General features: G+C 72.9%; 19 protein-coding genes. 13 read left to right on the forward strand and 6 right to left on the reverse strand.

What is annotated here, in order from left to right; genetic code table 11:
• The first annotated feature begins 46 nt into the window (after window positions 1-46).
• The 6 genes from ACFQO7_RS27230 (at window position 47) to ACFQO7_RS27255 (ending at window position 5,840) form a co-directional block, all read left to right on the forward strand.
• Complete coding sequence (locus ACFQO7_RS27230; RefSeq protein ID WP_376809037.1) at window positions 47-790, forward strand: hypothetical protein; 744 nt, start codon at window positions 47-49, stop codon at window positions 788-790.
• Between the two features lie 182 nt (window positions 791-972).
• Window positions 973-1,818 carry a S1C family serine protease gene (locus ACFQO7_RS27235; protein WP_376809038.1) on the forward strand — a complete coding sequence of 282 codons (846 nt, stop codon included), beginning with the start codon at window positions 973-975 and terminating at the stop codon, window positions 1,816-1,818.
• Between the two features lie 50 nt (window positions 1,819-1,868).
• Window positions 1,869-2,903 (forward strand): AAA family ATPase, encoded by a 1,035-nt coding sequence (locus tag ACFQO7_RS27240; protein WP_376809039.1) that lies wholly within the window; start codon window positions 1,869-1,871, stop codon window positions 2,901-2,903.
• A 38-nt stretch (window positions 2,904-2,941) separates the two neighbouring features.
• On the forward strand, window positions 2,942-3,826 hold the full coding sequence (locus ACFQO7_RS27245) for a DUF58 domain-containing protein (RefSeq protein ID WP_376809040.1): 885 nt from the start codon (window positions 2,942-2,944) through the stop codon (window positions 3,824-3,826).
• Complete coding sequence (locus ACFQO7_RS27250) at window positions 3,823-4,800, forward strand: VWA domain-containing protein (protein ID WP_376809041.1); 978 nt, start codon at window positions 3,823-3,825, stop codon at window positions 4,798-4,800. The genes ACFQO7_RS27245 and ACFQO7_RS27250 overlap by 4 nt, the downstream gene beginning before the upstream one ends.
• Window positions 4,800-5,840, forward strand: coding sequence for a VWA domain-containing protein (locus tag ACFQO7_RS27255; RefSeq protein WP_360531814.1), 1,041 nt, complete (start codon window positions 4,800-4,802; stop codon window positions 5,838-5,840). The genes ACFQO7_RS27250 and ACFQO7_RS27255 overlap by 1 nt, the downstream gene beginning before the upstream one ends.
• Before the next feature lie 85 nt (window positions 5,841-5,925).
• On the opposite strand, the gene ACFQO7_RS27260 is transcribed toward ACFQO7_RS27255, so the two are convergent.
• On the reverse strand, window positions 5,926-7,935 hold the full coding sequence (locus ACFQO7_RS27260) for an RCC1 domain-containing protein (protein ID WP_376809042.1): 2,010 nt from the start codon (window positions 7,933-7,935) through the stop codon (window positions 5,926-5,928).
• 235 nt (window positions 7,936-8,170) lie between these two features.
• Here ACFQO7_RS27260 and ACFQO7_RS27265 point away from each other — a divergent pair, with 235 nt between their 5' ends.
• Complete coding sequence (locus ACFQO7_RS27265) at window positions 8,171-9,262, forward strand: winged helix DNA-binding domain-containing protein (protein ID WP_376809043.1); 1,092 nt, start codon at window positions 8,171-8,173, stop codon at window positions 9,260-9,262.
• Between the two features lie 209 nt (window positions 9,263-9,471).
• On the opposite strand, the gene ACFQO7_RS27270 is transcribed toward ACFQO7_RS27265, so the two are convergent.
• Window positions 9,472-12,285 (reverse strand): ATP-binding protein, encoded by a 2,814-nt coding sequence (locus ACFQO7_RS27270; protein WP_376809044.1) that lies wholly within the window; start codon window positions 12,283-12,285, stop codon window positions 9,472-9,474.
• A gap of 130 nt (window positions 12,286-12,415) precedes the next feature.
• Here ACFQO7_RS27270 and ACFQO7_RS27275 point away from each other — a divergent pair, with 130 nt between their 5' ends.
• The 3 genes from ACFQO7_RS27275 (at window position 12,416) to ACFQO7_RS27285 (ending at window position 15,054) form a co-directional block, all read left to right on the forward strand.
• Entirely contained in the window at window positions 12,416-13,750 is a 1,335-nt protein-coding gene (locus ACFQO7_RS27275) for an MFS transporter (protein WP_376809045.1), read from the forward strand.
• 142 nt (window positions 13,751-13,892) lie between these two features.
• The gene (locus ACFQO7_RS27280) at window positions 13,893-14,249 is read left to right on the forward strand and encodes a VOC family protein (RefSeq protein ID WP_376809046.1); all 357 of its coding nucleotides are present in this window, start codon (window positions 13,893-13,895) and stop codon (window positions 14,247-14,249) included.
• A gap of 208 nt (window positions 14,250-14,457) precedes the next feature.
• Window positions 14,458-15,054, forward strand: a complete 597-nt coding sequence (locus ACFQO7_RS27285; RefSeq protein ID WP_376809055.1) for an HAD family hydrolase — start codon at window positions 14,458-14,460, stop codon at window positions 15,052-15,054.
• A gap of 60 nt (window positions 15,055-15,114) precedes the next feature.
• Here the strand turns inward: ACFQO7_RS27285 and ACFQO7_RS27290 are convergent, their stop codons facing one another.
• The gene (locus ACFQO7_RS27290; protein ID WP_376809047.1) at window positions 15,115-18,444 is read right to left on the reverse strand and encodes a S8 family serine peptidase; all 3,330 of its coding nucleotides are present in this window, start codon (window positions 18,442-18,444) and stop codon (window positions 15,115-15,117) included.
• A 354-nt stretch (window positions 18,445-18,798) separates the two neighbouring features.
• Window positions 18,799-19,251, reverse strand: a complete 453-nt coding sequence (locus ACFQO7_RS27295; protein ID WP_376809048.1) for a MarR family winged helix-turn-helix transcriptional regulator — start codon at window positions 19,249-19,251, stop codon at window positions 18,799-18,801.
• Between the two features lie 58 nt (window positions 19,252-19,309).
• On the opposite strand from ACFQO7_RS27295, the gene ACFQO7_RS27300 reads away from it, so the two are divergent.
• Entirely contained in the window at window positions 19,310-20,455 is a 1,146-nt protein-coding gene (locus tag ACFQO7_RS27300; RefSeq protein WP_376809049.1) for a hypothetical protein, read from the forward strand.
• Between the two features lie 65 nt (window positions 20,456-20,520).
• Here the strand turns inward: ACFQO7_RS27300 and ACFQO7_RS27305 are convergent, their stop codons facing one another.
• Both ACFQO7_RS27305 and ACFQO7_RS27310 read right to left on the reverse strand, forming a co-directional pair.
• Window positions 20,521-21,024 carry a hypothetical protein gene (locus tag ACFQO7_RS27305; protein WP_376809050.1) on the reverse strand — a complete coding sequence of 168 codons (504 nt, stop codon included), beginning with the start codon at window positions 21,022-21,024 and terminating at the stop codon, window positions 20,521-20,523.
• Between the two features lie 81 nt (window positions 21,025-21,105).
• The gene (locus ACFQO7_RS27310) at window positions 21,106-21,381 is read right to left on the reverse strand and encodes a hypothetical protein (RefSeq protein WP_376809051.1); all 276 of its coding nucleotides are present in this window, start codon (window positions 21,379-21,381) and stop codon (window positions 21,106-21,108) included.
• 218 nt (window positions 21,382-21,599) lie between these two features.
• Between ACFQO7_RS27310 and ACFQO7_RS27315 the strand changes: the two genes are divergently transcribed.
• Window positions 21,600-22,541, forward strand: coding sequence for an alpha/beta hydrolase (locus tag ACFQO7_RS27315; RefSeq protein ID WP_376809052.1), 942 nt, complete (start codon window positions 21,600-21,602; stop codon window positions 22,539-22,541).
• Between the two features lie 262 nt (window positions 22,542-22,803).
• Window positions 22,804-24,462, forward strand: coding sequence for a beta-1,3-glucanase family protein (locus ACFQO7_RS27320; protein WP_376809053.1), 1,659 nt, complete (start codon window positions 22,804-22,806; stop codon window positions 24,460-24,462).
• Window positions 24,463-24,480: the final 18 nt, after the last annotated feature.

A 24,480-nucleotide genomic window follows, 5' to 3' on the forward strand; every position in this document is an offset into this window, starting at 1 on the left:
CCCGTCCGGACCATCCATCCCTTCCCGACCGGAGGAACCACCCCCGATGCGAAACCTCTTTTCCCTACGCTCACTGACCGCATTGGCCGCAGGTCTGACCCTGGCTGTCACCGGCGGCCTGCCCGCGTCGGCCGCGCCCGCCGAGGAGCCGACCATCGTGCTCAGGCTCGACGACGCGTTCGCGGCCAAGACGGCCGCCCAGCAGAACCCGGCACTGCGCGGCTGCGCCGGGATTCCGGGCGGGTCCGCGCAGGGCGTCGACGGCTGGGTGTTCAACCAGCCCGTGCCGACCACCGCGAAGGCCGTCTACCTGATCAGCTACCAGAGCGCCGACCTGAGCGAGGCGTACCTGCTGGGCGTCAACGACGCCGGGGTCACCCGGCTCACCCCCGACGGCGAGCCGCCGGTGCCGGCCACCCCGCCGGCGGGGGTCGCGGGCGGGCTCATCGGGCCGAGCGGCGTCGGCGGCGTGTGGCTGCAGACGCCGTCCGGCTGGAACCTGGTCGAGGGCCTGATGCGGGCGTACGTCGCCGAAGCCGAGCGGACCACGTTCGACCTGGTGAAGGTGTGCCGGGTCGGTGAGGAGCAGCCCCCGGCCAGCCCGTCGGCGAGCGCGTCGCCGCGGCCCGGTTCCGCGTCGCCGGTGCCGGGCACGGGCGGCGGCCTGCCGGTCACCGGGCCGCAGGTGTGGCTGCTCGGCGGTGTGGGAGCCGCCCTGGTGGTGGCCGGTGGTCTGCTGCTGCTGATCCGCCGTCGCCGGGTGAACACGGACGACTCGCTCACCTCCTGATCGGTGCCGGGTCCCCGCGGGTCGGCACCCGCGGGGACCCGGGTGTCCAGGCAGGTCAGAGGACCGGGCGAGGTCCGCCGCCGCAGGCAGCCCCTGAGTCCGCGACGGGCGACCGGACCGCGCTGCCCGATCTCCGATGTCGCTCTGATTGAACATTCAGCTTTCGGCCCTAGGCTCAAAGGATGCTGAGTCGCGCCGGAAAACTCGACCGCCTCCCGGACGCGCCACTCGCCGCAGCGCCGGTGGAGGCCGAGCCCTCGCCGACGCCGCCCGCCCGGTGGCGGCTCGACCGGCGTGCGCTGGTCGCGGCCGGTGTCGCGATGGCGCTGGCGGTCACGGCGGTGGTCGCGTTCCGGTGGGGCGCCGCGGGATCCGACAGCCCCGCCGTCGTCACGCCGACACCGTCGCCGTCGGACGACGGCGTGCTCACCGTGGCCGAGGTCTACCAGGTCCTGCTCCCGTCGGTGGTGTCGATCCGGACCACGGGCGCGGGGCGCGACGCGGCGTCGGGCACCGGGGTGCTGGCCAACGCCGACGGCACCATCCTGACCGCGCTGCACGTGGTCAAGGGCGCGGCCGCGATCGAGATCACCTACGCCGACGGCAGCACGACCCCGGCGACCGTCGCGGCGTCCGACCCGGCCAAGGACATCGCCGCGCTGACCGCCAAGGACCTGCCCGCCGTACTGGTCCCGGCGGTGCTCGGCGGCACGCCCGGCATCGGCGAGCAGGTCGTCGCGATCGGCGACCAGCTCGGCCTGACCGGCTCGGCGACCACCGGCGTGGTGTCCGGCCTGGAGCGGTCGGTCACCGTCGCCGACGTGGGCAAACTCGAAGGCCTCATCCAGTTCGACGCCGCGGTCAACCCGGGCAGCTCCGGGGGTCCGCTGGTGAACATGCGCGGCGAGACGGTCGGCATCGTGGTCGCGCTGGCCAACCCGACCGACGCCGGCACGTTCATCGGCGTCGGGTTCGCCGTGCCGATCGTGACGGCCGCGGCCGCCGGCGGCCCACCGCCGCCCCTGTGACGTCCCCCGACCACACCCGCAACGACCCTCGATCCGAACAGGACGGTCCCATGAACACACCCGCTTCCGGCAACGGCCACCGGCAACCCTCCCGCCCGGGCGGGCCGTCGCCGGCCGCCGGCCAGAGCACCGTGGAACAGGTGCTCTACGAGGTCAAGAAGGTCATCGTCGGGCAGGACCTGCTGCTGGAGCGGCTGATGGTCGCGCTGCTGGCGCGCGGGCACATCCTGGTCGAGGGCGTGCCGGGCCTGGCCAAGACGCTGGCCGTGAAGTCGCTCGCGGAGGCCGTCGGCGGGCAGTTCCACCGGGTGCAGTTCACCCCCGACCTGGTCCCGGCCGACATCACCGGCACCCGCACCTACCACCAGCACAGCGGCGAGTTCCAGGTGTCGCTCGGGCCGGTGTTCACGAACCTGCTGCTCGCCGACGAGATCAACCGGGCCCCGGCGAAGGTGCAGAGCGCGCTGCTGGAGGTGATGCAGGAGCACCAGGTCACCATCGGCCGGGAGACGCACCACGTGCCGGAGCCGTTCCTGGTGCTGGCCACCCAGAACCCGATCGAGTCCGACGGCACGTATCCCCTGCCCGAGGCGCAGGTGGACCGGTTCATGATGAAGGTGCTGGTGGGTTACCCGACCGCCACCGAGGAGTTCGTGATCGTCGAGCGGGCGGTCAGCCCCGGCGCGGCGATCCAGCGCATCATCGACCCCGCGCAGCTGATCGAGCTGCAGCGCCAGGCCGACCGGGTCTACGTCGACCCGTCGCTGATCGAGTACGCGGTCCGCCTCACCGCCGCGACGCGCGACCCCGCGCTGGTCGGCCAGCCTCAGCTGGCCCGCTACGTCACCTACGGCGCGAGCCCTCGCGCGTCGATCAACCTGGTGCTGGCCGGGCGGGCGCTGGCGTTCCTGCGCGGGCGGGAGTACGCGCTGCCCCAGGACCTCACCGACCTGGCCCTGGACGTGCTGCGGCACCGGCTGGTCATGTCGTACGAGGCGCTGGCCGACGAGGTGAGCGCGGACGCGGTGCTGGACCGGATCATGTCCGCCCTGCCCGTGCCGGAACTCGCCATGCAGGGCCGCTGACCCGTGTCAGCGAGCATCGGGCGACGGGAGGCAAGGACATGACCGCGGCCTCGGACCGGCTGTTGCGCCGGCTGGAGTGGCAGGTCCTGCGCAGGCTCGACGGGCGGTTGCAGGGCGGGCACCGTACGGTGTGGCGCGGCGCCGGGCTCGACTTCAGCGACGTGCGCGCGTACACGCCCGAGGACGACGTGCGGCACATCGACTGGAACGTCACCGCGCGCATGGACGAGCCGTTCGTGCGCCAGTACACCGAGGACCGTGACCTCACGGCGTGGCTGGTGCTGGACCGGTCCGCGTCGATGCGCGGCACCGGCCGCCAGGGCAAGGACGCGACGCTCAACGAGCTGGCCGTGTGCCTGGCCCGGCTGCTGACCTACCGCGGCAACCGGGTCGGCGCGATCCTGTTCGACAACCGGCACCAGCGGGTGATCCCGCCGCGCACCGGCCGCGACCAGGTGCTGCGGCTGACCCACGAACTCGACGCGCCCGCGCCGCGCGCCGAGGCGGGGGCCACCACGGACCTGTCGGCGATGCTGCGGCTGGCCGCCGCCACGGCCCGGCGGCGCAGCCTGGTGCTGGTGCTGTCGGACTTCATCGGCGACCCCGGCTGGGAGCGGGCGCTGGCGCTGCTGTCGCACCGGCACGAGGTCGTCGCCGTACGCATCGTCGACCCGGCCGAACTCGACCTGCCCGACCTCGGCATGATCTTCGTCGAGGACGCCGAGACCGGCGAGCAGCTGCTCGTCGACAGCGGCGACCCGCTGCTGCGCCGCCGCCTGGAGGCGGAGGTGCAGGCCCGGGAGAGCGGGCTGGCGGACACGATGAACCGGGCCGGGGTCGCGGCCCATCGCGTCACCACCGACACCGACCTCGTCGACGCCCTGGTCGACATGGTGCGCCGGACGAGGCGGAGAGTCCGATGACCGTGCAGTACCCGTTCCTGATCGCCCTGGCCGTGGTCGGCACCGGCACCGCGGTGCTGGCGTACCTGCGGCTGCAGCGGCGGCGCACGGCCGTGCTGCGCGGCGCGGGGCTCGGCCTGACCGCCGCGGGCGGCCGGGGTGCCGTCCGCCGGCACCTGCCGTACGTGCTGTTCCTGGCCGCGCTGCCGATGCTGCTGGTCGGCCTGGCCCGCCCGCACGCGGAGCTGCCGGTGCCGCGGGTGTCGGGCACGGTGATGCTGGTGTTCGACGTGTCGAACAGCATGGCCGCCACCGACGTCGAACCGTCCCGGCTGGCCGCCGCGCAGGCCGCCGCGCAGGGTTTCGTCGACCGGCAGCCGTCCACCGTGGACATCGGGGTGGTCATCTTCGGCCAGGGCGGCCTGCTGACGCAGACCCCGACCGACGACCGGGCCGCGGTGAAGAACGCCATCACCCGCTTGTCCACCAGCGGCAGCACCTCGCTGCGCCAGGCGATCCTGACCGCCCTGTCGGCGATCGTCGGCGAGCCCGTCGAGCTGCCGACGGAGGAGGACGCCGCCCCGCCCGACCTCGGCTACTGGGGTTCGGCCACGATCATCGTGTTCTCCGACGGGCAGGAGACCGAGAGTCCCGAGCAGGCGCAGGCGGCCGCGGCGCTGGCCGGCGCGGCCGGGGTGCGCATCGAGACCGTCGGCATCGGCACCCCCGAGGGCGCCACCGTCGAGGTCGAGGGCTTCCAGGTCGCCACCGCGCTGGACGAGCAGCTGCTCACCGAACTCGCCGCGGTCACCGGCGGCACGTACCACCCGGCCCGTGACGCGGCCGCGCTCAACGACATCCACCGGTCCATCGACCTGCGCATCACCACCGAGCCCGAGCACATCGAGCTCACCGCGCTGTTCGCGGGCTCCGCGCTGCTGCTGCTGACCCTCGGCGGACTGCTGATGATCCGCTGGTACGGAAGGATCGTCTGATGTCGCTCGCCTGGCCGTGGGCGCTGGCCGCCCTGCTCGTGGTCCCGCTGCTGCTGCTCGCCCGCTGGTGGCTGAACCGCCGCCGCCGCAAGGTCGCCGTGCGCGTGTCCAGCATCGCGCTGATCCGGGCCGCGCTGCCCGGCCGGTCGCGCTGGCAGCGTCGCATCCCGGCGGCGCTGTTCGCGCTGGGCATGCTCGCGCTCGGGCTCGCCGTCGCCCGGCCGCAGGCGTCGCTGGCCGTGCCGCAGGACTCCACGTCGATCCTGCTGGCGATGGACGTGTCGCAGTCGATGTGCTCCACCGACGTGCCGCCGAACCGGCTGGCCGCGGCCCGCGACGCGGCGCGGGAGTTCGTGCTGGCCCAGGACGACGGGACGCGGATCGGGCTGGTCGCCTTCTCCGGCATCTCCGGCCTGCTGGTCGAGCCGACCGACGACAAGCAGGCGTTGCTCACCGCGATCGACAACCTGCGCACCTCCCGCGGCACCGCCATCGGCCAGGCCATCCTCACCTCCATCGACGCGATCGCCGAGATCAACCCGGCGGTCCCGCCGACCGGCGTGGAGCTCGGCTCACCGGACGCCCCCGCCCCCGGCTCGTACGTCGCCGACACGATCGTGGTGCTGACCGACGGCGCGAACACCCAGGGCGTCGACCCGGTCACCGCGGCGCAGGAGGCCAAGGCGCGCGGGCTGCGGGTGTACACCATCGGTTTCGGCACCACCGAGCCCGCGCCGCTGATCTGCAGCCCCGACCAGATGACCGCGGGTTCCGGCGCGCGGCCGGAGTGGCGGGGCGGCGGTGGCGGCCGGCGCGCGCAGCTGATCGACGAGGAGACCCTCGGCGAGGTCGCGGAGCTGACCGGCGGCGAGTACTTCCGGGCTCAGGACGCCGAGCAGCTGGTGGACGTGCTCACGGACCTGCCGGGCACGATCGTCGTGCAGAAGCGGGACGTCGAGATGACGGTCTGGTTCGTGCTCGCCGGAGCACTGCTGGCCGGCACGGGCGTGGGCCTGTCGCTGCGCTGGAACCGCTCCTGAGCAGCCGGTCCGCGTCCATCTGCCGCACACGGAACGACGGCCCCGACGGTCATCCGCCGGGGCCGTCCGCTGTCCGCTGTGCCGGTCAGGCCGGTGGGAGCACGACGCTCCAGCCGATGGCGCGGGCCGAGGCGACCGTGCTCGTTGCCGTCACCGCGGCCCACGTGCCTGCCGCCACGCCGCCGGTGTCGGCCGCGACCACCACGAGCCGGCCGCCGCCGCTGCCCGTGGTCGTGGTGCGGGAGGTGACGGTGCCGGGCACCGACCAGGTCGCGGTGTCGCTGACCTTCTGCACCCAGTAGCTGACCACCGTCGACCCGGTCGCGCTCACGGTGACCGCCGCCGTCGGGTGGGTGGTCTTGCTGGCGGTGTCCTCGAACGCGGCGGCGGTAACCGGGCCCGCGCCGGAGTACGCCAGAACGACCAGGCTCGCCTTGGTGATCGCGTCGAACGTGGTGGTCACCGACGAGCCCGCCGTGCCGGCGACCGCGGTGCGGGTGAACAGCCACGACACCATGTCGGCGCCGTCGGTCTTCGTGCTCAGCAGCGTCCAGCCGGCCGGGGTCGTGGCCGTCGCGCCCCGGTTGGCGGAGACGAACAGCAGCAGCGTGTCGCCGGGCTGCACCGCGGCGGGCACGGTCACGGCGGGCCGCATCACGTTGGCGTCGACGCCGGTGGCGGCCCGGTAGGTCACGGTGCCGCCGGTCGGCGGGGTGGTCGCGGTGACGGTCCGGGTGAGGGTATCGGTCGCGCCGTCGTCGTCGGTGACGGTGAGGGTCACGGAGTAGGTGCCCGCGGCCGCGTACGTGTGCGACGGGTTCGGCCCGGTGCCGGTGCCGCCGTCGCCGAACGTCCACGCGTGCCCGGTGACGTCGCCGTCCGGGTCGTCCGATCCGGTGCCGTCGAACGTGCAGGCCAGCAGCGTGCACGAGGAGCTGAACGCGGCGACCGGGTCCTGGTTGGACGGCGGGTTGCCGCCGTCGGGGACCAGCACGACCGAGTACGCCTGGCCGCCGCCCCCGGCCACGGTGACGCCGGAGATGCCCGGCACCGTGATCGCGGTGGGACGGCTCGTGGTGGTCCCGTCGCCGAGCTGCCCGTCGGCGTTGTAGCCCCACGTCTTCACGGAGCCGTCGGCCATCGCGGCGATGCCATGGTCGCGGCCCGACGCGATCGACACTGCGGAGGTCACCCCCGTCACCGACACCGGCCGGGTGCGGTTGGTGCTGGTGCCGTCGCCCAGCTCGTTGCGGTAGTTGCGGCCCCAGGACAGCACCTGGCCGTCGGTCCGCAGCGCGTACGAGTGGTGCGCGCCCGCGATGATGTCGGCGATGCCGGCGGCGAAGATCTGCACGGGGGAGGTCCGGTTGGTGAGCGTGCCGTCGCCGACCTGGCCGTACGCGTTCCAGCCCCACGCCCACAGCGAGCCGTCGGCCAGGCGGGCCAGGCCGTGGTCGCGCCCGCCGGCGAGCTTCTCGACGTTGGTGAGCGTGCCGACCCGCACCGGCGAGGTGCGCCGGGTGGTGGTGCCGTCGCCCAGCTCGCCGTTGGTGTTCTGGCCCCAGCCGTAGGCGAATCCGTTGGCCCGGATGGCGTAGCTCATGTCCCGCCCGGCGGCCAGCGACACGGCGTCGGTGAGGCCGGTGACCGCGACCGGCGACAGCCGGTTGGTGGTCGAGCCGTCGCCGATCTGCCCGGTCGTGTTCAGGCCCCAGGTGTAGACCGAGCCCGACGCGGTGCGCGCCATCGAGTGGTCGTGCCCGGACGCCACCTCGACGATGCCGGTCAGGCCGGGCAGCATCACCGGCGACAGGCGGGTGGTCGTGTTGCCCGTGCCGAGCTGGCCGAACGCGTTGCCGCCCCAGGTCCACACGCGACCGTTCGCGTCGAGCGCGACGACGTGGTCGCGGCCGCCCGCGATCTGCACGATGTCGGTCAGCCCCGGCACGGTGCCGGGGGTCCGGCGGGCCGTGGTGGTGCCGTTGCCGAGCTGCCCCAGCCCGTTGCCGCCCCAGGTCCAGGCGGTGTGCGTGACGTCGGCGGCCGCGGTGACGGCCGGCGTCGCGACCACCACCAGCAGGGTCGCCAGTGCCACGCCAATGTGCTTTACCGACACGCGCATCCGCGAACTCCCGACTCAGTGTGGTCTGCGCGAACCTAACGTCTGGGACAAGCCTCGCGGCAGGGCCGGTTCAGCCATTTCCGGGTCATGATTCCGACCGGCGGCACCGCCGAGCCGACCCGATGGACTGCCCGATCCGGCGAAGCCGAAAGGACGTCGACGGCACGCGGCCCAGGTGACTGTCGGGCCGCGTGGATAGGCTTGACCGATGATCGACCGGCAGCAGGTGCTGAACTTCCGGGTCCACGCCCAGCAGCTCGACCGGGCGGCGGGGGCGCTCGCCGACACCGCCGTGCTCGACCTCGGTGTTCAGGACACCGGGCCCGACGGCGCGGCCTGGGCGCTGGCTATCCGCGGCGTCGACGTGGCCGCACTGTCCGAGCAGGACACGGTCATGCTGTGGACGGTCCGGGGTGCGCCGCACCTGTACCGCCGGGCCGACGTGGGCCGGATCGCGGCGGCGGTCGAACCGTTCTCCGACGCCGACGCCGGCAAGCGCATCTACGACGCGTCCAAGCCGCTCAAAGCCGCCGGCATCGCGAACCTGGCCGCCCTCGACGAGGTGGCTGCCCGGATGCGCGAGATCGTGACCACGCCGACGGTCAAGGGCGACGTGTCGGGAGCCGTCGCGAAGCTCCTGCCGGAGCCCTACCTGCGCTTCTGCCGCCCCTGCGACACCATCCACCTGTACGAGATGCCGTTCCGGCTGGCCGCCCTGCGCGCCGGCCTGGAACTGGACCCCGGCACCTCTCCCCCGGTCCTGCGGCGCATCACCGGCTTCCGCAAGGCGGCGGCACCGGGCGAGCAATTCGACGTGGTACGGGCGTACCTGCGGCTGCTCGGCCCCGCCACCCCGAAACATGTCGCCGACTACCTCGACGCGCCGGTCAAGGACGTGCAGGCGCACTGGCCCGAGGACGTGGTCGAGGTCGAAGTCGCCGGTGAGCGGCGCTGGCTGCTCGCCGCCGACAAGCCCGCTTTGACCTCTGCCCCCGCTGAGGCGACCCGCCTGCTCGGCCCGTACGACCTGTTCCTGCAGGCCAAGGACCGGTCGACGCTGGTCGCCGACGAGGCCCGCGCCAAACAGCTGTGGCCCGTGCTGGGCCGGCCGGGTGCGGTGCTGTCCGGCGGTGAGCTGATCGGCGTCTGGCGTCCCCGCAAGTCGGGCAAGAAGTTCACGGTCGCCGTCGAGCCGTGGGGCACGATGCCGGCCCGGGTCCGGCAGGCGGTCACCGAACAGGCCGAACGGCTCGCCGCGCACCGCCAGGTCGACCTCACCGGCATCGAGTTCGCGAGCTGATCACACCGAACAGCCCGCGACACCGACGCCGCAGGCGCACCGATCCCGCCCTACCGTTACATCTTTTTTGATGTGGCCACATCAAAAAAGATGTAACCGCAGACGGTGATACCTGTTGCCGCGGGGCACACCCCGCAGAACAGCTCATCGACCCGTGAGCCTCGTTGGTACGGTCGCCCGCGTGGACGGCATGCCCCGGACGGGTCCGTTCATCGCCTCGCAAGCCGGGCGGGAGCCATCGGGGCCAGGCCGAGTGCGGCGACGGCGGCCGCGCCCCGGGCCGCGTCACCGCTGCCGGCCAGCACCAGGGTCCGGGCCGACTGGTAGCGGCAACCGGCGGCGTCGAAGGCGTCCACGGTGGCGAGCAGCCGCTGCCGGTCGCCGTCGAGCAGCGCCTGCGCCCGTTCCACGATCGCCTCGGCGACCGGGTTGCCGGCCACGACCGTCCGCGCCGCGGCCACTCGCTCTGCGGCGTCCGGGCTTCCGGCGAGCACCGAAGCTTCGGCGCGCAGGGCCACGTACCAGTGGTGCCAGATCCAGGTGACCCACTTCCACACGTCGGCGGGTTCGGGTGCCATGCGCCGCAGCGCCAGGTCGGGCTGGCCCTCGTGGAGCAGGCCGAGCGCGTCGAAGACCGCCCCGTAGCCGTAGGTGTGCTCCGGCGGGGTGCCGAGCTGCCGCAGGATCGCGTTCCAGTCGCACCGGGCCTCGTGGTCGTCGCGCAGGCCGTGGACCATCGCGACGGCGGCCACGGCGGGGCCGAGCACGGACCGGGCGGGGCTTCCGGCGCGCTGCCAGGCCTCCAGGAAGCGTTCGCTGACCGCGCGCACCTCGTCGACGTCGCCCGCCAGCGCGTCGACGACGAGCAGCCAGCTTGTGGCCCGGTGCCCGACCTCGGCCAGCAGCGGATGCTCGGCCAGCCGCCGGCCCCAGCGCCGCGCCGCGGGCAGGTCGCCCGCGCCGAGGGCGGCCTCGGTGGCCATGCCGAGGGCGTCGAGCAGTTCGTGGGTCGCGGCGGGGGTGTCCGGTAGCGGCGACAGCAGCGAGACCCTGCGCCGGGCGGTGGCCGCGGCGGCGAACGCGTCACCGGCCCAGCTCTGCGCGCCGGTGAGCGCGTCCAGCGCGGCGGACTCGGCGAGCGGGTCGCCGGTGCGGGCGGCGAGTTCGACGGCCAGTGCGGTACGCGCGGTCGTGTCGTCCACGGCGTTGTCGGCCGGGCCCTGGGCCGCGCCGAACGCGTCGGCGAGCACCCCGGCCTCGGCCAGCGCCACGGCGGCCTGGGCGGCCGGGTCGTCGCCGGCCAGTTCGCGGGCCTGGGCGACGAGGGCGATGGTCTCCTCGTGCGGCGGGAGCTGCTCGAACTTGCTCCAGAACCGGTGCGCGTTGGTCGCGGCGGTGGCGAGGTCACGGGCTGCCCCCGCGGTGTCGCCAGCCTGGCGGGCGGCGTCGGCGGCGGCACGGTGCAGGCGGTACATGTCCTCCCCACGCATGCGGCAGCCGGCCACGGCGGCGGCGGCGCGCAGCAGCTCCGCGGCCGCGGCCGGGTCGTCGGCGAGCGCGGCGGCCTGCTCGTAGCGCAGCTGCGACTCGCCGACGTAGGTCCGGGTGAAGCTCAGCTCAGCCATGTGCCGGGCGAGGTGGTGCACGTCCGTACGCTGCTCCGGCCGGTCGGCGGCCCAGGCCAGCGCGGCGCGCAGGTCGTCGGCGGTGGCGTCGAACCGCGCTCGCAGGTCGGTGCGCGCCGCGGCCAGGTCGGCGGCCTGGGCCAGGCACCAGCGCAGATGCCTGGCGCGGGCGTCGTCGAGTTCACCGGCGTCGGCGAGCCGCTCGATGCCGTACTGGCGGATGGTCTCCAGCGCCCGGTACTCGGTGCGGTTCGCCGTCGCGGTGACCGCGAGCAGGCTCTGCTCGGCGAGCCGGGCCAGCCCGTCGGCGACGACCGGCGGATCGAGGTCGGCCACCCGCGCCGCCGCGTCGACGGTGAACGGGGCGACGAACACGGCCATCCGGCGCAGCAGTGCCTGGTCGGCCGGGTCGAGCAGGGCGTGGCTCCAGTCCAGGGCGGCTCGTACGGAGCGGTGCCGCTCGTCGGTCCGGGAGCCGCCGGACAGCAGCCGCAACTGGTCGGACAGTCCTGCGGTGAGGCCGTCGAGCCCGAGTGTGGGCCAGCGGGCGGCGGCCAGCTCGATCGCCAGCGCCACCCCGTCCAGCCGCTCGCAGACCGACGCGATGTGCTCGCGGAGCACGGTGTCGGGTGGCCAGCGCAGCTCGCTGACCCGGTCGAGGAACAGCGCGACCGCGTCGGATTCGCCGTCGCCGGCCAGCGACATCGGCGGGACCTGGTACACCCGCTCGAACGGCACCATCAGCCGGGCGCGGCTGGTGGTCAGCACGGTCAGCCGGGGGCAGGCGGCGAGCAGCCGCTCCAGGAACGGCGCGACGCCGTCGCGGACGTGTTCGCAGTTGTCGAGCACCAGCAGGGCCTGCCGGTCGGCGAGCGCGGCGTACACGGACTCGTCCATGGCACGGCCGGGCTGCTCACCGAGGCCCAGGGCGGCCGCGACGGCGCCCGCGACGGCACCCGCGCCCGGGTCGGTGACGGGGACCAGGTCGACGAACCACACGCCGTCGGCGAACTCGCCTGCCATGTCGGCGGCCACCACCAGCGCGAGCCGGGTCTTGCCGACGCCGCCGGGGCCGAGCGCGGTCACCTGGCGCTGCGTCTTGAGCAGGCCGGCCAGGTCGGCGCGTTCGTGCGCGCGGCCGACGAACGAGGTCAGCGGCGTCGGCAGGACCGGAGTCGGTTGGGCCCGGTCGGCGGCGCGGGTCAGCTCGGACGCCCGCTGGGCCAGCGCCCGCCGGTCCGGGGCCTCGACCTTGCGCAGCAGCGAGGACACGTGGCTCTCCACGGTGCGCACCGAGATGAACAGCCGCGCCCCGATCTCGGCGTTGCTGAGGTGCTCGCCCAGCAGCGCCAGCACTTCGGACTCCCGGGCCGAGATGTCCACCGTCGTCGCCGTCATGGAGCCCATTCTGGCGCACCGCTGCGTGGCGCGATTCCGAGGTGCTTTCCGTGGTCGGCACCGATGCCCTCGCGGCGCGTCGCGACGACGCTCAGAGCAGGCCCACGGGAACTCGGAAACGGAGCACGAGATGAAGCAACTGCGAAACGGCGCACGGTCCTGGATCGGCTCCGTCGGCCGGCTGGGCAGGCATCCGGCACTGCGCTGGATCCTGCCCGCGCAGCTGGTCTCGGCCCTCGGCGACGGCATGAGCATGGTCGCGGTGGCGTGGCTGGCGGTGCAGATCGCGCCGGACGGGCAGGCCGGTGTCTGGACCGGGCTGGCGGTCGCGGCGTACGCGCTACCGGCCCCGCTCGGGGCGGCCCTGCTCGCGCCGCTGATGCGACGGCTGCGGGCCGCGCAGCTGGTCGCCGCGGACGCCTCGGTGCGCGCGGTGACGCTGGGCGCGGTCGCGGCACTGGCGGTGACCGGCCTGCTGGAACCGGTCGGGTTCGTCGCGCTGCTGGCGGTGTCGTCGCTGCTGCACGCCTGGGGCAGCGCCGGGGTGTACACGCTGGTCGCAGAACTGCTTCCGGAGGACGACCAGGTCACCGGCAACGCGCTGCTGTCGACGTTCGCGCAGTCGGCGTTCGTCGTCGGCCCGGGGCTGGCCGGCGGCCTGACGGCGCTGACCGGGCCGGGCTGGGTGATCGGCGTGGACGCGGCGAGCTTCGCCGGGCTGGCGGTCGCCGCGTGGACGTTCGCCGCGCGGCAGGCGACCACGGCCACCGGCACTGCGGACCTGCCAGACGCACCGGAGACCAGCGGCTGGCGCGCCATCCTCGACCGGCCGCGCCTGCTCGGGCTGCTCGCCGTCACCTGCGTGTTCTTCTTCCTGTACGGCCCGGTCGAGGTCGCCCTGCCGGTGCACGTCGCGCACGGCCTGCACGGCTCACCCGGCCTGCTCGGCCTGTACTGGACCGTGTTCGGGATCGGGGCCACGGCCGGCTCGCTGGCCACGGTGCTGCTGCGCCGCCTTCCGCCCTGGCGGGTCGTGGTCGCCGTCATCGTCGGCTGGGGCGCCGCGCTGCTGCCGCTCGGGTTGACCGACGCCGTCGTGCCCGGGCTGGTCGGGTTCGCCGCCGGAGGGCTGATCTACGGCCCGTTCACCGCGATCTCCACCGCCCTGTTCCAGCGCGGCACCCCGCCGCAGGTGCTCAGCCGCGTGCTCGCCGCCCGGTCCGCGCTGACCACCCCCGCCACCGGCCTGGGCACGCTGCTCGGCGGGCCGGTCGTCACCGCGCTCGGCGGCCGGACCACCCTGCTGATCTCCGCGCTGCTCACGATCGCGCTGGGCCTGGCCGTCGCGGCCGCACTGCGGTTCGGCCGGCGCGGGGCGGCCGCCGCACCGGCCGAACCGGTCCGGGCCGTGGCGCAGGGCGTCCCACTGGTCGCCGTCGGGGCAGCGGCGTCGCAGGGGTCCTAGGCGCTGCGCACCGGCGTTCCGTGCTCGGTTCCGTGGTCGCCACGGATGCCCGCATCCCTCGAAAGCGACAAGCTTTGACCAGTTCCCACCGGCAGACAGCCCACCGAACGGGCCACGACGGCCCACGACCACAGGAGTGATCATGACCGCCTCTTCCACCTACGGCGCCAAGACCGTGCTGCACCCCGTGTCCGACCTCGCCGCCGCGAAGGCCGTGTACGGTGCCCTGCTCGGCGTGCCGCCGCAGACCGACTCGGCCTACTACGTCGGTTTCGACGCCGCCGACCAGCAGATCGGCCTCGTGCCCGCGGGCGGACCGTACGGCCTGACCTCGCCGGTGACGTACTGGCACGTGCCGGACATCGAGGCGAAGCTCGCCGAGGTCACCGCCGCGGGCGCGACCGTGCGGCAGCCCGCGCAGGACGTCGGCGGCGGCCGTCTCGTGGCCACCGTCACCGACCCCGACGGCAACGTGCTCGGCCTGATCCAGGACCGCTGACCCGCGCACCGCGACCTCGCCGACAGGGCGGCCCGGATGAGCCGGGCCGCCCTGGCCTCGCAATACGGTCCCAGCGGTCCGCGGACACCCGCGCCCCTTGGCGAGAGGGGCCGGTCCGTCGGCCGTGGACGGTGCCTGTTCCTCAGTGGCCCCCGGACGTGGTACGCGGTGAGCCTGTAGCTCCCATCCGGGTAGCCTGCTGCGGGTGATGCTGCCGCTGCCGCCCGGGGAGTTCCGGGCCTACCTGTTCGACTGCGACGGCACCGTCGCCGACTCGATGCCGCTGCACTACCGTGCCTGGTCGCAGGCGGTCGGCGAGTGGGGCTGCGACTTCCCGGAGGACCTGTTCTACGCGTGGGGCGGCCGCACGGTGCCCGACATCATCGCCGACCTGAACGCCACCCGCGGCCTGGCGATGCCGGCGGCCGAGGTCGACGAGCGCCGCGAGGGCCTGTACCAGCAGCTGCTGCCGCAGCTGACCGCGGTGCCGGAGGTGCTGGCGCACATCGAGGACGCCCACGGGCGGATCCCGTTCGCGGTCGTCTCCGGGGGCGCCCGCGCGTCGGTGAGCGCGTCGCTGACGACGCTGGGACTGCTGGACCGGTTCGACCTGATGGTGTGCGCGGAGGACTACACCCGGGCCAAGCCGGACCCGGAGGCGTTCCTGCTGGCCGCCGCGGGGCTCGGGGTCGCGCCGGAGCATTGCGTGGTGTTCGAGGACACCGACCTGGGCGTGGCCGCGGCGACCGCGGCGGGCATGGCGTGGGTGCGCGTGCCGCCGCCCTGGCAGCGCGCGACCGCCTGACCCGGGCGGCGAGAAGCCGGGGTGCGCAGGTTCGCGCACCCCGGCTTCAGTTCACTGCGATCAGGGCTGCTGCCCGGCGGTGCCGGACTTCTGCACGATCACCGCGGAGCTGACCACGGTGACACCCGGCACGGTCGAGGCGGTCATCTCAGTGGTGAGTGCGCCGAAACCGGTCTGGATGCCGCGAACATTGATCGTGTAGGACGCCGTGCCGCCCGGAGCCGGGTCGGTGCTGGTGACGACCAGGTCCTCGGTCGGCAGGGTGCCGACCGGGAGCTGCTCGCCGCCGGTGCCGTCCGCGCTCTCCGCGCCCACGATGTACGCCTGACCACCCGGGTCGGCGGGCAGCGCGGCCGCGTCGTACGCGTACGAGATGTCCTGCGTGCCGTTGACGCCGATCCAGATCTGGAAGTGGCGGTTGGAGTTGGTGCCCCAAACATCCACCTGCCACTCGATGACCAGCCAGGTGCTGACGCCGTCGGTCAGCGTCGCGACCCGCAGGCCCTCGTCGTTGGTGCCGTCGAGGTCGGTCCAGAACGGTGCCAGCACGTTGTTCGGGCGGGCGGTGTCCGGGATCTGGGTCAGGGCGCAGCAGTTGTTGTCCTCGCTGGTGGCGCCGCCGACGACGGCGTAACCGTTGGAGAGGATGCCGATCGACGTGTACGTGACGCCGTTGTACACGTAGGGCGGCACGTTGTAGTTGATGACGGACTCGTCACCGAGCGGGTCCGGCGTGATGCCGAACGCCGCCAGCGGGATGTAACCCGCCGGTCCCGCACCCGGGGCGATCGACGGCACGCCCGGCTTGGCGCCGGTCAGCGCGACGTCGTTCTTGGTGACCTGCCACGGCGTGTCCAGGGTGGCACCGGTGACACCGGTGGCCTTGAGCTTGCCGTTGAGCACCGTCTTGAGGTCGACGTCGGCGTCGGCGAACGCGTTGTTGGTCGCGGTCACCGTGCAGGTGGTGTTGCCCGACAGCGGGATCGAGCCCGCGGCGCAGGTGCTGGTCAGGCTGACGTTGCCCTGCTGCGGCACGAACGCCACCGGCAGGTGCAGGGTCGGCATGCCGGCCCGGGTCGCGTCCAGGTCGATCTGGCCGAAGTACTGCCCGGTGGGCGCGCTCGACTCGATGGTGACCTTCAGCTTCACGGACTTGCCCGGGTTCAGCGTGAACGTCGCCGGCGCCACGGTGATCTTGCTACCGGCCGGGGCCGTCGTGGTGACCTTGTAGGACTGCGCCTTGTTGCTCACGTTGGTCGCGGTGCGGTACGTCGAGACCCGGCCCGGCAGGGTCGGCACGTTGATCGACGGCAGGTTCAGGTGCACCGCCGCGAGCGGGTCGTTGCCCAGCGCGAACATGCGCTCGGCGGTCTCGTCGAAGGTGATGCCCGGGTTGGACGCCTTCGTCAGGTCCAGGCGGCCCGAACCGTGGTCGAACGGGTCGGCCGGGGTGACCGTGTCCTCCTTGACGACCGACGTCTTCGCCGTGGTCATCATGGCGGACTTGATCTGGCCGGGCGTCCACGTCGGGTGCGCGGCCTTGAGCAGCACGGCCGCGCCCGCGATGTGCGGGGCGGACATGGACGTGCCGGCGATGGCCTGGAAGTACTCGCCTGCCGGGCCGCCCTCGACGGCGTCCGGGGTGGGCGTGTTGCCCGCCAGGATCTGCACGCCCGGGGCGGTGATGTCGGGCTTGATGCCCAGCCCGCCCGGGCCGCGCGACGAGAACGCCGCCATCACGTCGGCCTGGCCGTTCTGCTTCTGCCCGGCCGTGAACGACGCGGTGATGCCGGCCGGGTGGGCCGCCACGAACGCGTTGAACTGCGTGCCGTCGGCCAGGTGCACCGTCGGCAGGTAGTGGTTGTCGGTCTCGATGTCGGCCAGTGCGGCGTTGAACAGGATCATGCCTGCCGCGCCGCCCGCCTTGACGTGGTAACCCTTCTCCACGCGGGCGTTGACGCCGCGCTGGCACGCCACGATCTTCCCGGCGACCGAGGCGGGGGCGTCGGCCTGGCACAGCGGGTCGCCGTACGACGACGCCATCACCACGGGCAGCTCGCCGACCCCGGAGGTGATCGACGCGCCCTGCAGCACCAGGGTGTCCGCACCCGACTTGAGGGTCAGCGTGGACACGAACTCACGGACCTGGGTCGACGCCGCGACCGTGGTGACCCACGGCGACACGTGGTCGGTGGTCGCCGAGCCGGGGCCGGAGTTGCCGGCCGAGGCCGACACGAACACGCCCGCCGCGTACGCGTCGAGGAACGTGAGCTCCACGGCGTCGGTGAACGGGTTGCTGCCACCCGAGATCGAGTAGTTGATCACCGACACGCCGTCGAGGATCGCCTGCTGCGCGGCGGCGGCCAGGTCGGAGCTGTAGCCGCCCTGCGGGCCGAGGGCCTTGTACACCGACACCCACGCACCCGGGGCGACGCCGTTCAGAGGTCCTCGCTCGACGCCGAACACCGTCGCCGAGGTGAGCTTGTTGCCGGCCGCCGTGGACGCGGTGTGCGTGCCGTGGCCGCCGCTGTCGCGCGCCGACGGGTACATGTCGTCGCCGGTCTGCGCGTCGTAGGTGTCCAGGAACTTGGCACCGCCGATGAGCTTCTTGTTGCAGACGAAGACGTCGGTGGCGGGGGTCAGCGGGTTGTCGCCGAAGTCGCACTCGCGCGGCGTGCCGTCGGCCTTGGCCGGCGGAGCGCCCAGGTTGCCCTGGTCGGCGAAGGACGGGTGCTCGGGCCACGCACCGGTGTCGATGACACCGATGATGATGCCCTTGCCCGCGTTGGCGGTGCCGCCCAGACCCGGGTAGAGCGAGGTCGCGCCGATGAACGGGGCGCTGGCGTCGGTGAGCGTCTTGCGCAGCTCGTCCTTCTGCACCGCGGACACGCCCGGGATCTTCAGCACGTCGGCGATCTTGTTGGCGGGAACGACCGCCGCGACACCGCCGTACACGGTGCGCAGCCGCTGCCCGGCCTTGGCGCCCTTGACGTTGCCGAGGGCCTTGACGAACGCGTCCTCACGCTGGGCGAGGTAGCCCTCGTAGCGCTTCTCCGCGGCGTTGCCCGACAGCTTCCTGCCGGTGACGCGCGGGCTGGTCGCGGCGTAGCCGTCGATGCCGCCGGCGTAGGTCGCCACGGCGTCGACGTCGAGCTTCACCAGCACCGGCACCAGGGTGGTGTCGGTGCGGCCGAGCAGCGACGGGTCGGTCTGCGCGAGGCGGCTGCTGGGGGTCTTGTCCGCCGTGATGTGCGACGTCGCCGTCACCTTGTTCGCCTTGAAGGGCGAGGGCTGCGGAGCCGCCATTCCGGGAGTGGTCCACGTCGCGCCGGTCAGCGGCACGACGAGAACCCCCACGAACGCAGCTCGTAGCCACCTGGGTGTTCTCATCCGGACACCTTTCTAGGGCCTGAGCGGAGGTGGCGGCGCACGGAGCCGCAGAGCGGTCCGGAACAGGAGAGCGCCGCTATGGGGAATGCGAAGGGATCGTTGCACAAGAAGGCAATCCGGCACCAGAGTCTCAACGGTCAGAACGTCGTCAATCAGTGTCCGAACAGGATCCAAACGGTGCGCACAAGAAACCGAACCGATGACATCGACGCAGGTGGCAGCCATGCGGATGGCGTAATCAACCGACGCGGTGCGAACCCGGCCGTTTCACCGACGCATTTCGATCCGTGCGGGCGAGGCCGCGAAGCGACGCGGACGTGCTTCGCCCTTTCCGGACATTCTTTGTATGGCCGGTCAACGCGAACCGCCGGCGGGAGCCTTTCCGGCGGCGAGGTGGCTCAGCACCCGGTGGAATACGGCCCAGTCCCGCGCGCCGACCTCGTCACGCCAGCGGTTCTCGGTCTCGGCGAGGATCTCCAGGATGCGCGCCTGCAGGCGCAGACCCTTGGCGGTGGGGCGGACGATGCGGGCGCGCCGGTCGGCGGGATCCGGGTCGACGTGCAGGAAACCGGCCTGCTGCATGGTGGCGACGAACTCGCCGAGGGACTGCTTGGTCATGCCGACGCGGGCGGCGAGTTCGGTGGGGCGCAGCCCCTCGGCGGGAGTCATCGACAGCAGGCGCAGATGGGAGCCGCGCAGGTGGTGCGGTTCATCGGCGACCTCGGCCTCCATGCCCCGCCGGCCGGCGGTCAGCGCCTGCCCCAGCAGGTCGAACACGTGCGGGGGATCGCCGTTGACCGAACTCATCAGGCTACCTTACTATCTCCCCAGGTCGTCAGGTAGCCTTACTATCCCGGAGCCGGTGATGGAACTGTCCGCAACGGAAGTGGCCGAGGTCGCCAAGCTCGTGCTCGGCACGGACACCGACCCCGGCCCCTGGCACGTCGAGCCGATCGCCTACCAGTCCGGCTCCCCCGCCACCGGCGGCCTCGCCCGCGTACGCGGTGCCGGCGATGGCCGCCCGTGGAGCGTCTTCGTCAAGCTGGTGCACCACCCGCGGCACTGGCCGCTGCTGCACCTGGTGCCCGAGCAGTTCCGGGAGGAGCTGTGCCGGACCCTGCCGTGGCGGCAGGAGCTGGCGATGTGGGAGCAGCCGTTCGCCGGCCACCTGCCGGAGGGACTGCGGGTCCCCGTCCTGTACCGGATCACCGAACTCGACGACGAGCGACTGCTGCTGTGGATGGAGGACGTCGACGCCATCGCCGACGCCGAGTGGACCCTCGACCACTACCGGCGCGCCGCCGCGGCGCTCGGCGGGCTCGCCGCGCTGCGCAGCACCCCGGAGCTGCTCGCCGGCGCGGGCGAACCGGGCTGGGCACTGCGGATGCTGGTCGGCAACCGGGTCATGCGCGGCTCGGTCCCCGCCCTCGACGAGGACGGGATCTGGGCCCATCCCCTGGTCGCGTCCACGGTCGACGCCCGCTTGCGCGACGATCTGCGCCGCATCGCCGCGGCTGTGCCCGAGATCCTGGACCGGCTCGACGCGCTGCCGCAGGCGCTGGCGCACGGCGACGCCAGCCCGCAGAACCTACTGGTCCCGCGCGGCGAGCCGGAAACGTTCGTGGCCATCGACGTCGCGTTCCAGTGCCCGCTGGCGATCGGCTTCGACCTCGGCCAGCTGCTGGTCGGCCTGGCCCACGCCGGGCACGTCGACGTCACCGCGCTGCCGGGAATCCACGACCTGCTCGTGCCGGCCTACATCGAGGGCATGCGCGCCAACGGCGTCGACCCCGACCCGGACGCGGTCATCTACGGCTATGTCGGGGGCCTGGCCGCCCGCGCCGCCCTCACCTCGCTGCCGTACGAGACCCTTGGCGCGCCGCAGACCGAGCAGCTCACCACCCTGTGGCGGCAGCGCGCCGCACTCACCCGGTTCCTGGCCGACCTCAGCCTCGGCCTGATTCAGCCGGTCGCCGCACAGGCGGGGACGGGCTCGACCGTTCGATCATGAAGTTAGGGCGGCGACACACCGCCGAACCCTGCCATAAGTTCATGATCGACCGGAGCGGTGGCCGGTCAGCGGCTGTCGCGGCTTGCCTGGCGGCGCGCCCCGGCGGCCCGGGACGAGGCTTGGCGTTTGCGCAGGCCGGGTGAGTCCGGTGACCGGTCGGCGACCTGGCTGCCGGGTCGGGCCTTGGCCGGCGGGCGGGAGGGCCGCGGCGGGGTGGTGTTGCGGCTCTCCTTGGCCAACTGCAGCCGTTCGGCCTTGAGCTGCTGCGCGCTGGCCTTCGCGGCGAGCGCGACGGCGCGGCTGACCCGGGCCAGCGCGTCCTCGAACACCTCGGCCTTCTGCCGGTCGCGGGTGCCCTTGGGGTTGGCCTTGCCCCGGCCCCCGGACTCGGCGACACGCAGGCCGGACTGGCGGCGGTAGAGCTTGACGTACTTGTTGCGCGCCCGCCGGACACGGTCGTGCAGGTCGAGCAGGCCGTCCTCGTCGAGGCCGGTGAGCCGCTCCCGCTCGGTCTCGCGGACGAGCATCATCTCACCCTCGGTGAGCGTGTTAATGATGGCTGTGCTCATGGGCTCCCCCGACGTCGCGCGGCGCGCCGCAGCGGCCTGTTCACGCACTCTCGCAGGCCATGCTATGTCCGAGGCGGACCGCTACGGACGGAAACGCGGCATCGGGCCGGTGCTCGCGACGGGTGGGATGCGCTGGGTGTCGAGCAGGCCGGGCCAGTCCGCGGCGAAGCGGCTCACCGCCTCCAGGGCCTTGAGCCGGTCCTTGTCCGCCTCCCGGGCCGCGTCATCGTCGATCTTGGCGCTCATCAGCCGGCCGTCCATCTCCCAGCGCGGGTAGCCAGCCAATCGCCCGGCGGTCTGCACGGTGCGCGCCACGAACCGGCGCGACAGGTTGACGAACTTTTCCTCGATCCCCACGACAGCGCTCCCCTCATCCCTGGCGACCTGCGGAAACGACCGGCGTTCCCACTTCGATCATGCGGCGGCGGCGACTCGTTTTGCGAATGCTCTTTCGACTTTGAGTCGTTTTGCGCATCGACGGACCGGGCCGCCATGCATTGACGTACGTGGCCACAGGCTCCAATATGTCTCTCGATACGAAACACTGTTTCGCCTACAGAAACGGGAACCTCGCCGTGAGAACATCGAGCCACCGTGTACGGCGTGCCGCCGTCGCCGCTCTCACCGCCGCCCTCGCCGCCGTGACCGCGGCGCTGGCCGCACCCGCGCCCGCCTCCGCCGCCTACTCCTCGGTCGCCGTCTACGCGAGCACCGTCAACGGCGACGCCGCCGACGTCTACCACCCGGTCACCGGCTCACCCCACGACCCGTGGCCGGTGGTGCTGCTGCTGCAGGGCGCCAACGTGGACAAGGCGCAGTACTCGGGCTACGCCGCCAAGGTCGCCTCGTACGGCTTCGCGGTCGTCGTGCCCAACCACTTCCAGGTGCTGTTCGGCCAGCCCGGCCTCTACGCCACCGGCGCGCAGGCCGGCTGGACGGTGACGTGGGCCCAGGCCGAGAACGCCCGCGCCGGCTCGCCGCTGCTGGGCACGCTCGACCCGGGCAAGCTGCTGCTGCTCGGGCACTCCTTCGGCGGCGCGGCGGCGCTGAACCTGACCACCGGCCTGTGCACCCCGCCGTTCTGCACGGTGCCCGCGCCCGCACCGCCGCAGCTGAAGGCGGTCGCGCTGTACGGGACCAACAACACCCAGCCCGGCACCGGCACCACCCCGCCGGTGGCCAACACGGTCCCGGTGGCCCTCATCCAGGGCAGCGCCGACGGCGTCGGCAGCCCGGCCAACGGCTACGCCACCTACCAGGGTGTCACGTCGCCGCCCAAGCTGTACGCCGGCGTGCTCGGCGCCAACCACTACGGCATCACCGACACGCAGAACCCGGCCGGCGCGCGGCCCGACCTGTCCCCGCAGACCCTCGCCCAGGCGCAGAGCGTGGAGACCGCGGCCCGATGGAGCGCCTACTGGCTGCGTGCCCAGCTCGGCGACCCGGTCGGCCAGGCCTGGGTGTACGGCTTCGGCGACCTCGTCGACGCGAACGTGACCACGGAGTTCGTGCACTGACCCGGAGCCGGACACCCGAGCCGGGCCGCGCCGCGTGCGCGACCCGGCTCGTCATCGTTCACCGTCTATTGACCGGAGATTTGCGCGCATCGTATCGTGAGAGCGCTCTCTCAAGCACTCGGGAACTCGTGTCATCGCGATGTAGCCCTGCGTCGCGGTCAAGGCCTGGGGACAGCCCTGGACCGACGAGGCTTGGAGAGCGCTCTCGCAGTCGCCCGCTGCGGGATCCGTCCACCTCATCGAGAATGTGAGGTTCCGCGACATGCGCACCAGACGAAAAGTCCTCGGCGCGCTCGCCGCGACCGCGCTGGCAGTCCCGCTGGCCGTCGCCGCGACCGCCTCGCCCGCCCAGGCGATCGGACCCGACCCGCTCCCCGTCACCGTCACCAACAACACCGGCCGCGGCGACGCGGTCTACCTGTACGTCATCGGCGTGCAGCTCAGCACCGGCCGGCTCGGCTACGTCAACGCCGCGGGCGCGTTCACGCCGTGGACCGGCGGGCAGCTCCCGCCGTCACCGGCCCCCGACGTGTCGATCGCCGGCCCCGGCAACGGCGGCAGCAGCACCATCCGCTTCCCGCGCGGCTTCTCCGGCCGGGCCTACTTCTCCTTCGGCGAGAAGCTCAAGTTCTTCCTCACGCCCGACGGCCTCGTCCAGCCCGCGCCGTGGGCGTCCGGCGACGCGAACTACAACATCCTGTTCGACTGGAGCGAGTTCACCTACAACGACGCCGGCCTGTGGATCAACAGTTCCCAGGTCGACATGTTCTCGGTGCCGCACGCGGTGACCGTGACCGGCGCGTCCGGGGCCACCAAGCGCACCGGTGACGTCGTCTCCAACGGGCGCGACAACGTCATCAACCAGATCCGCGCGCAGTCGGGCTGGGCGAACACCGTCTACACCCGGCCCTCCGACGGCACGGTGTTGCGCGTGCTCGCCCCGGGCAAGGCGGCCGGGGCCGGGCTGTTCAGCGCCACCTACCTCGACGGCTACATCAACTCGGCCTGGAACGCGTACGCGTCCAAGACACTGACCGTGGTGCCGTTCACCGACCAGCCCAACACCCGCTACTTCGGGCGGACCAGCGGCAACGTCATGAACTTCACCAACTCCGCGGGCCAGCAGGTGGCCTCCTTCAACAAGCCGACCAGCGCCCACGTGTGGGGCTGCGACGGCAACCTGCAGGCGCCCAACGACCTGGTCGTCGGCCCGATCGCGCGCACGCTGTGCGCCGCGCTCAACCGCGGCACGCTGGGCACCATCGACACCCAGCCCAGCACCAACGCGGCCCAGTTCTACCAGAACAGCCCCACCAACCAGTACGCCAAGATCATTCACGCGAACATGGCCGACGGCAAGGCGTACGCGTTCGCCTTCGACGACGTCGGCGCGTTCGAGTCGCTGGTCCACGACGGCGACCCGCGCTCGGCGAGCATCGTCCTGAGCCCGTTCGGCGCGGGCGGCCCCCCGCCGAGCGGCCCGATCTCGTCGACGACCTGGTACAGCGTGATCAACAAGACCAGCAACAAGTGCGTCGACGCCCGCTCCTCGGGCACCGCGAACGGCACCGCGATCCAGCAGTACACCTGCAACAACACGTTCGCCCAGCAGTACCTGTTCCAGCCGACCAGCGGCGGCTACGTGCGGATCAACAACCGCAACAACTCCGCCCAGGTGCTCGACGTCAACGGGGTGTCCGGCGCCGACAACGCGCTGATCCACCTGTGGACCTACGGCGGGGGCAACAACCAGCAGTGGCTGCCCGTGTCCGAGGGCGGCGGGTACTACCACTTCGTGTCCCGGCACAGCGGCAAGTGCCTCGACGTCCCCGCGGCCTCGACGGCCGACAGCGTCCAGCTGGTGCAGTACACCTGCAACGGCACCGGCGCGCAGTCGTTCCGGCTGACCGCGCAGCCCTGACCGGGACGGGACGGGGCC

It is taken from the genome of Catellatospora aurea (assembly GCF_042663325.1).
Lineage (GTDB): Bacteria > Actinomycetota > Actinomycetes > Mycobacteriales > Micromonosporaceae > Catellatospora > Catellatospora aurea.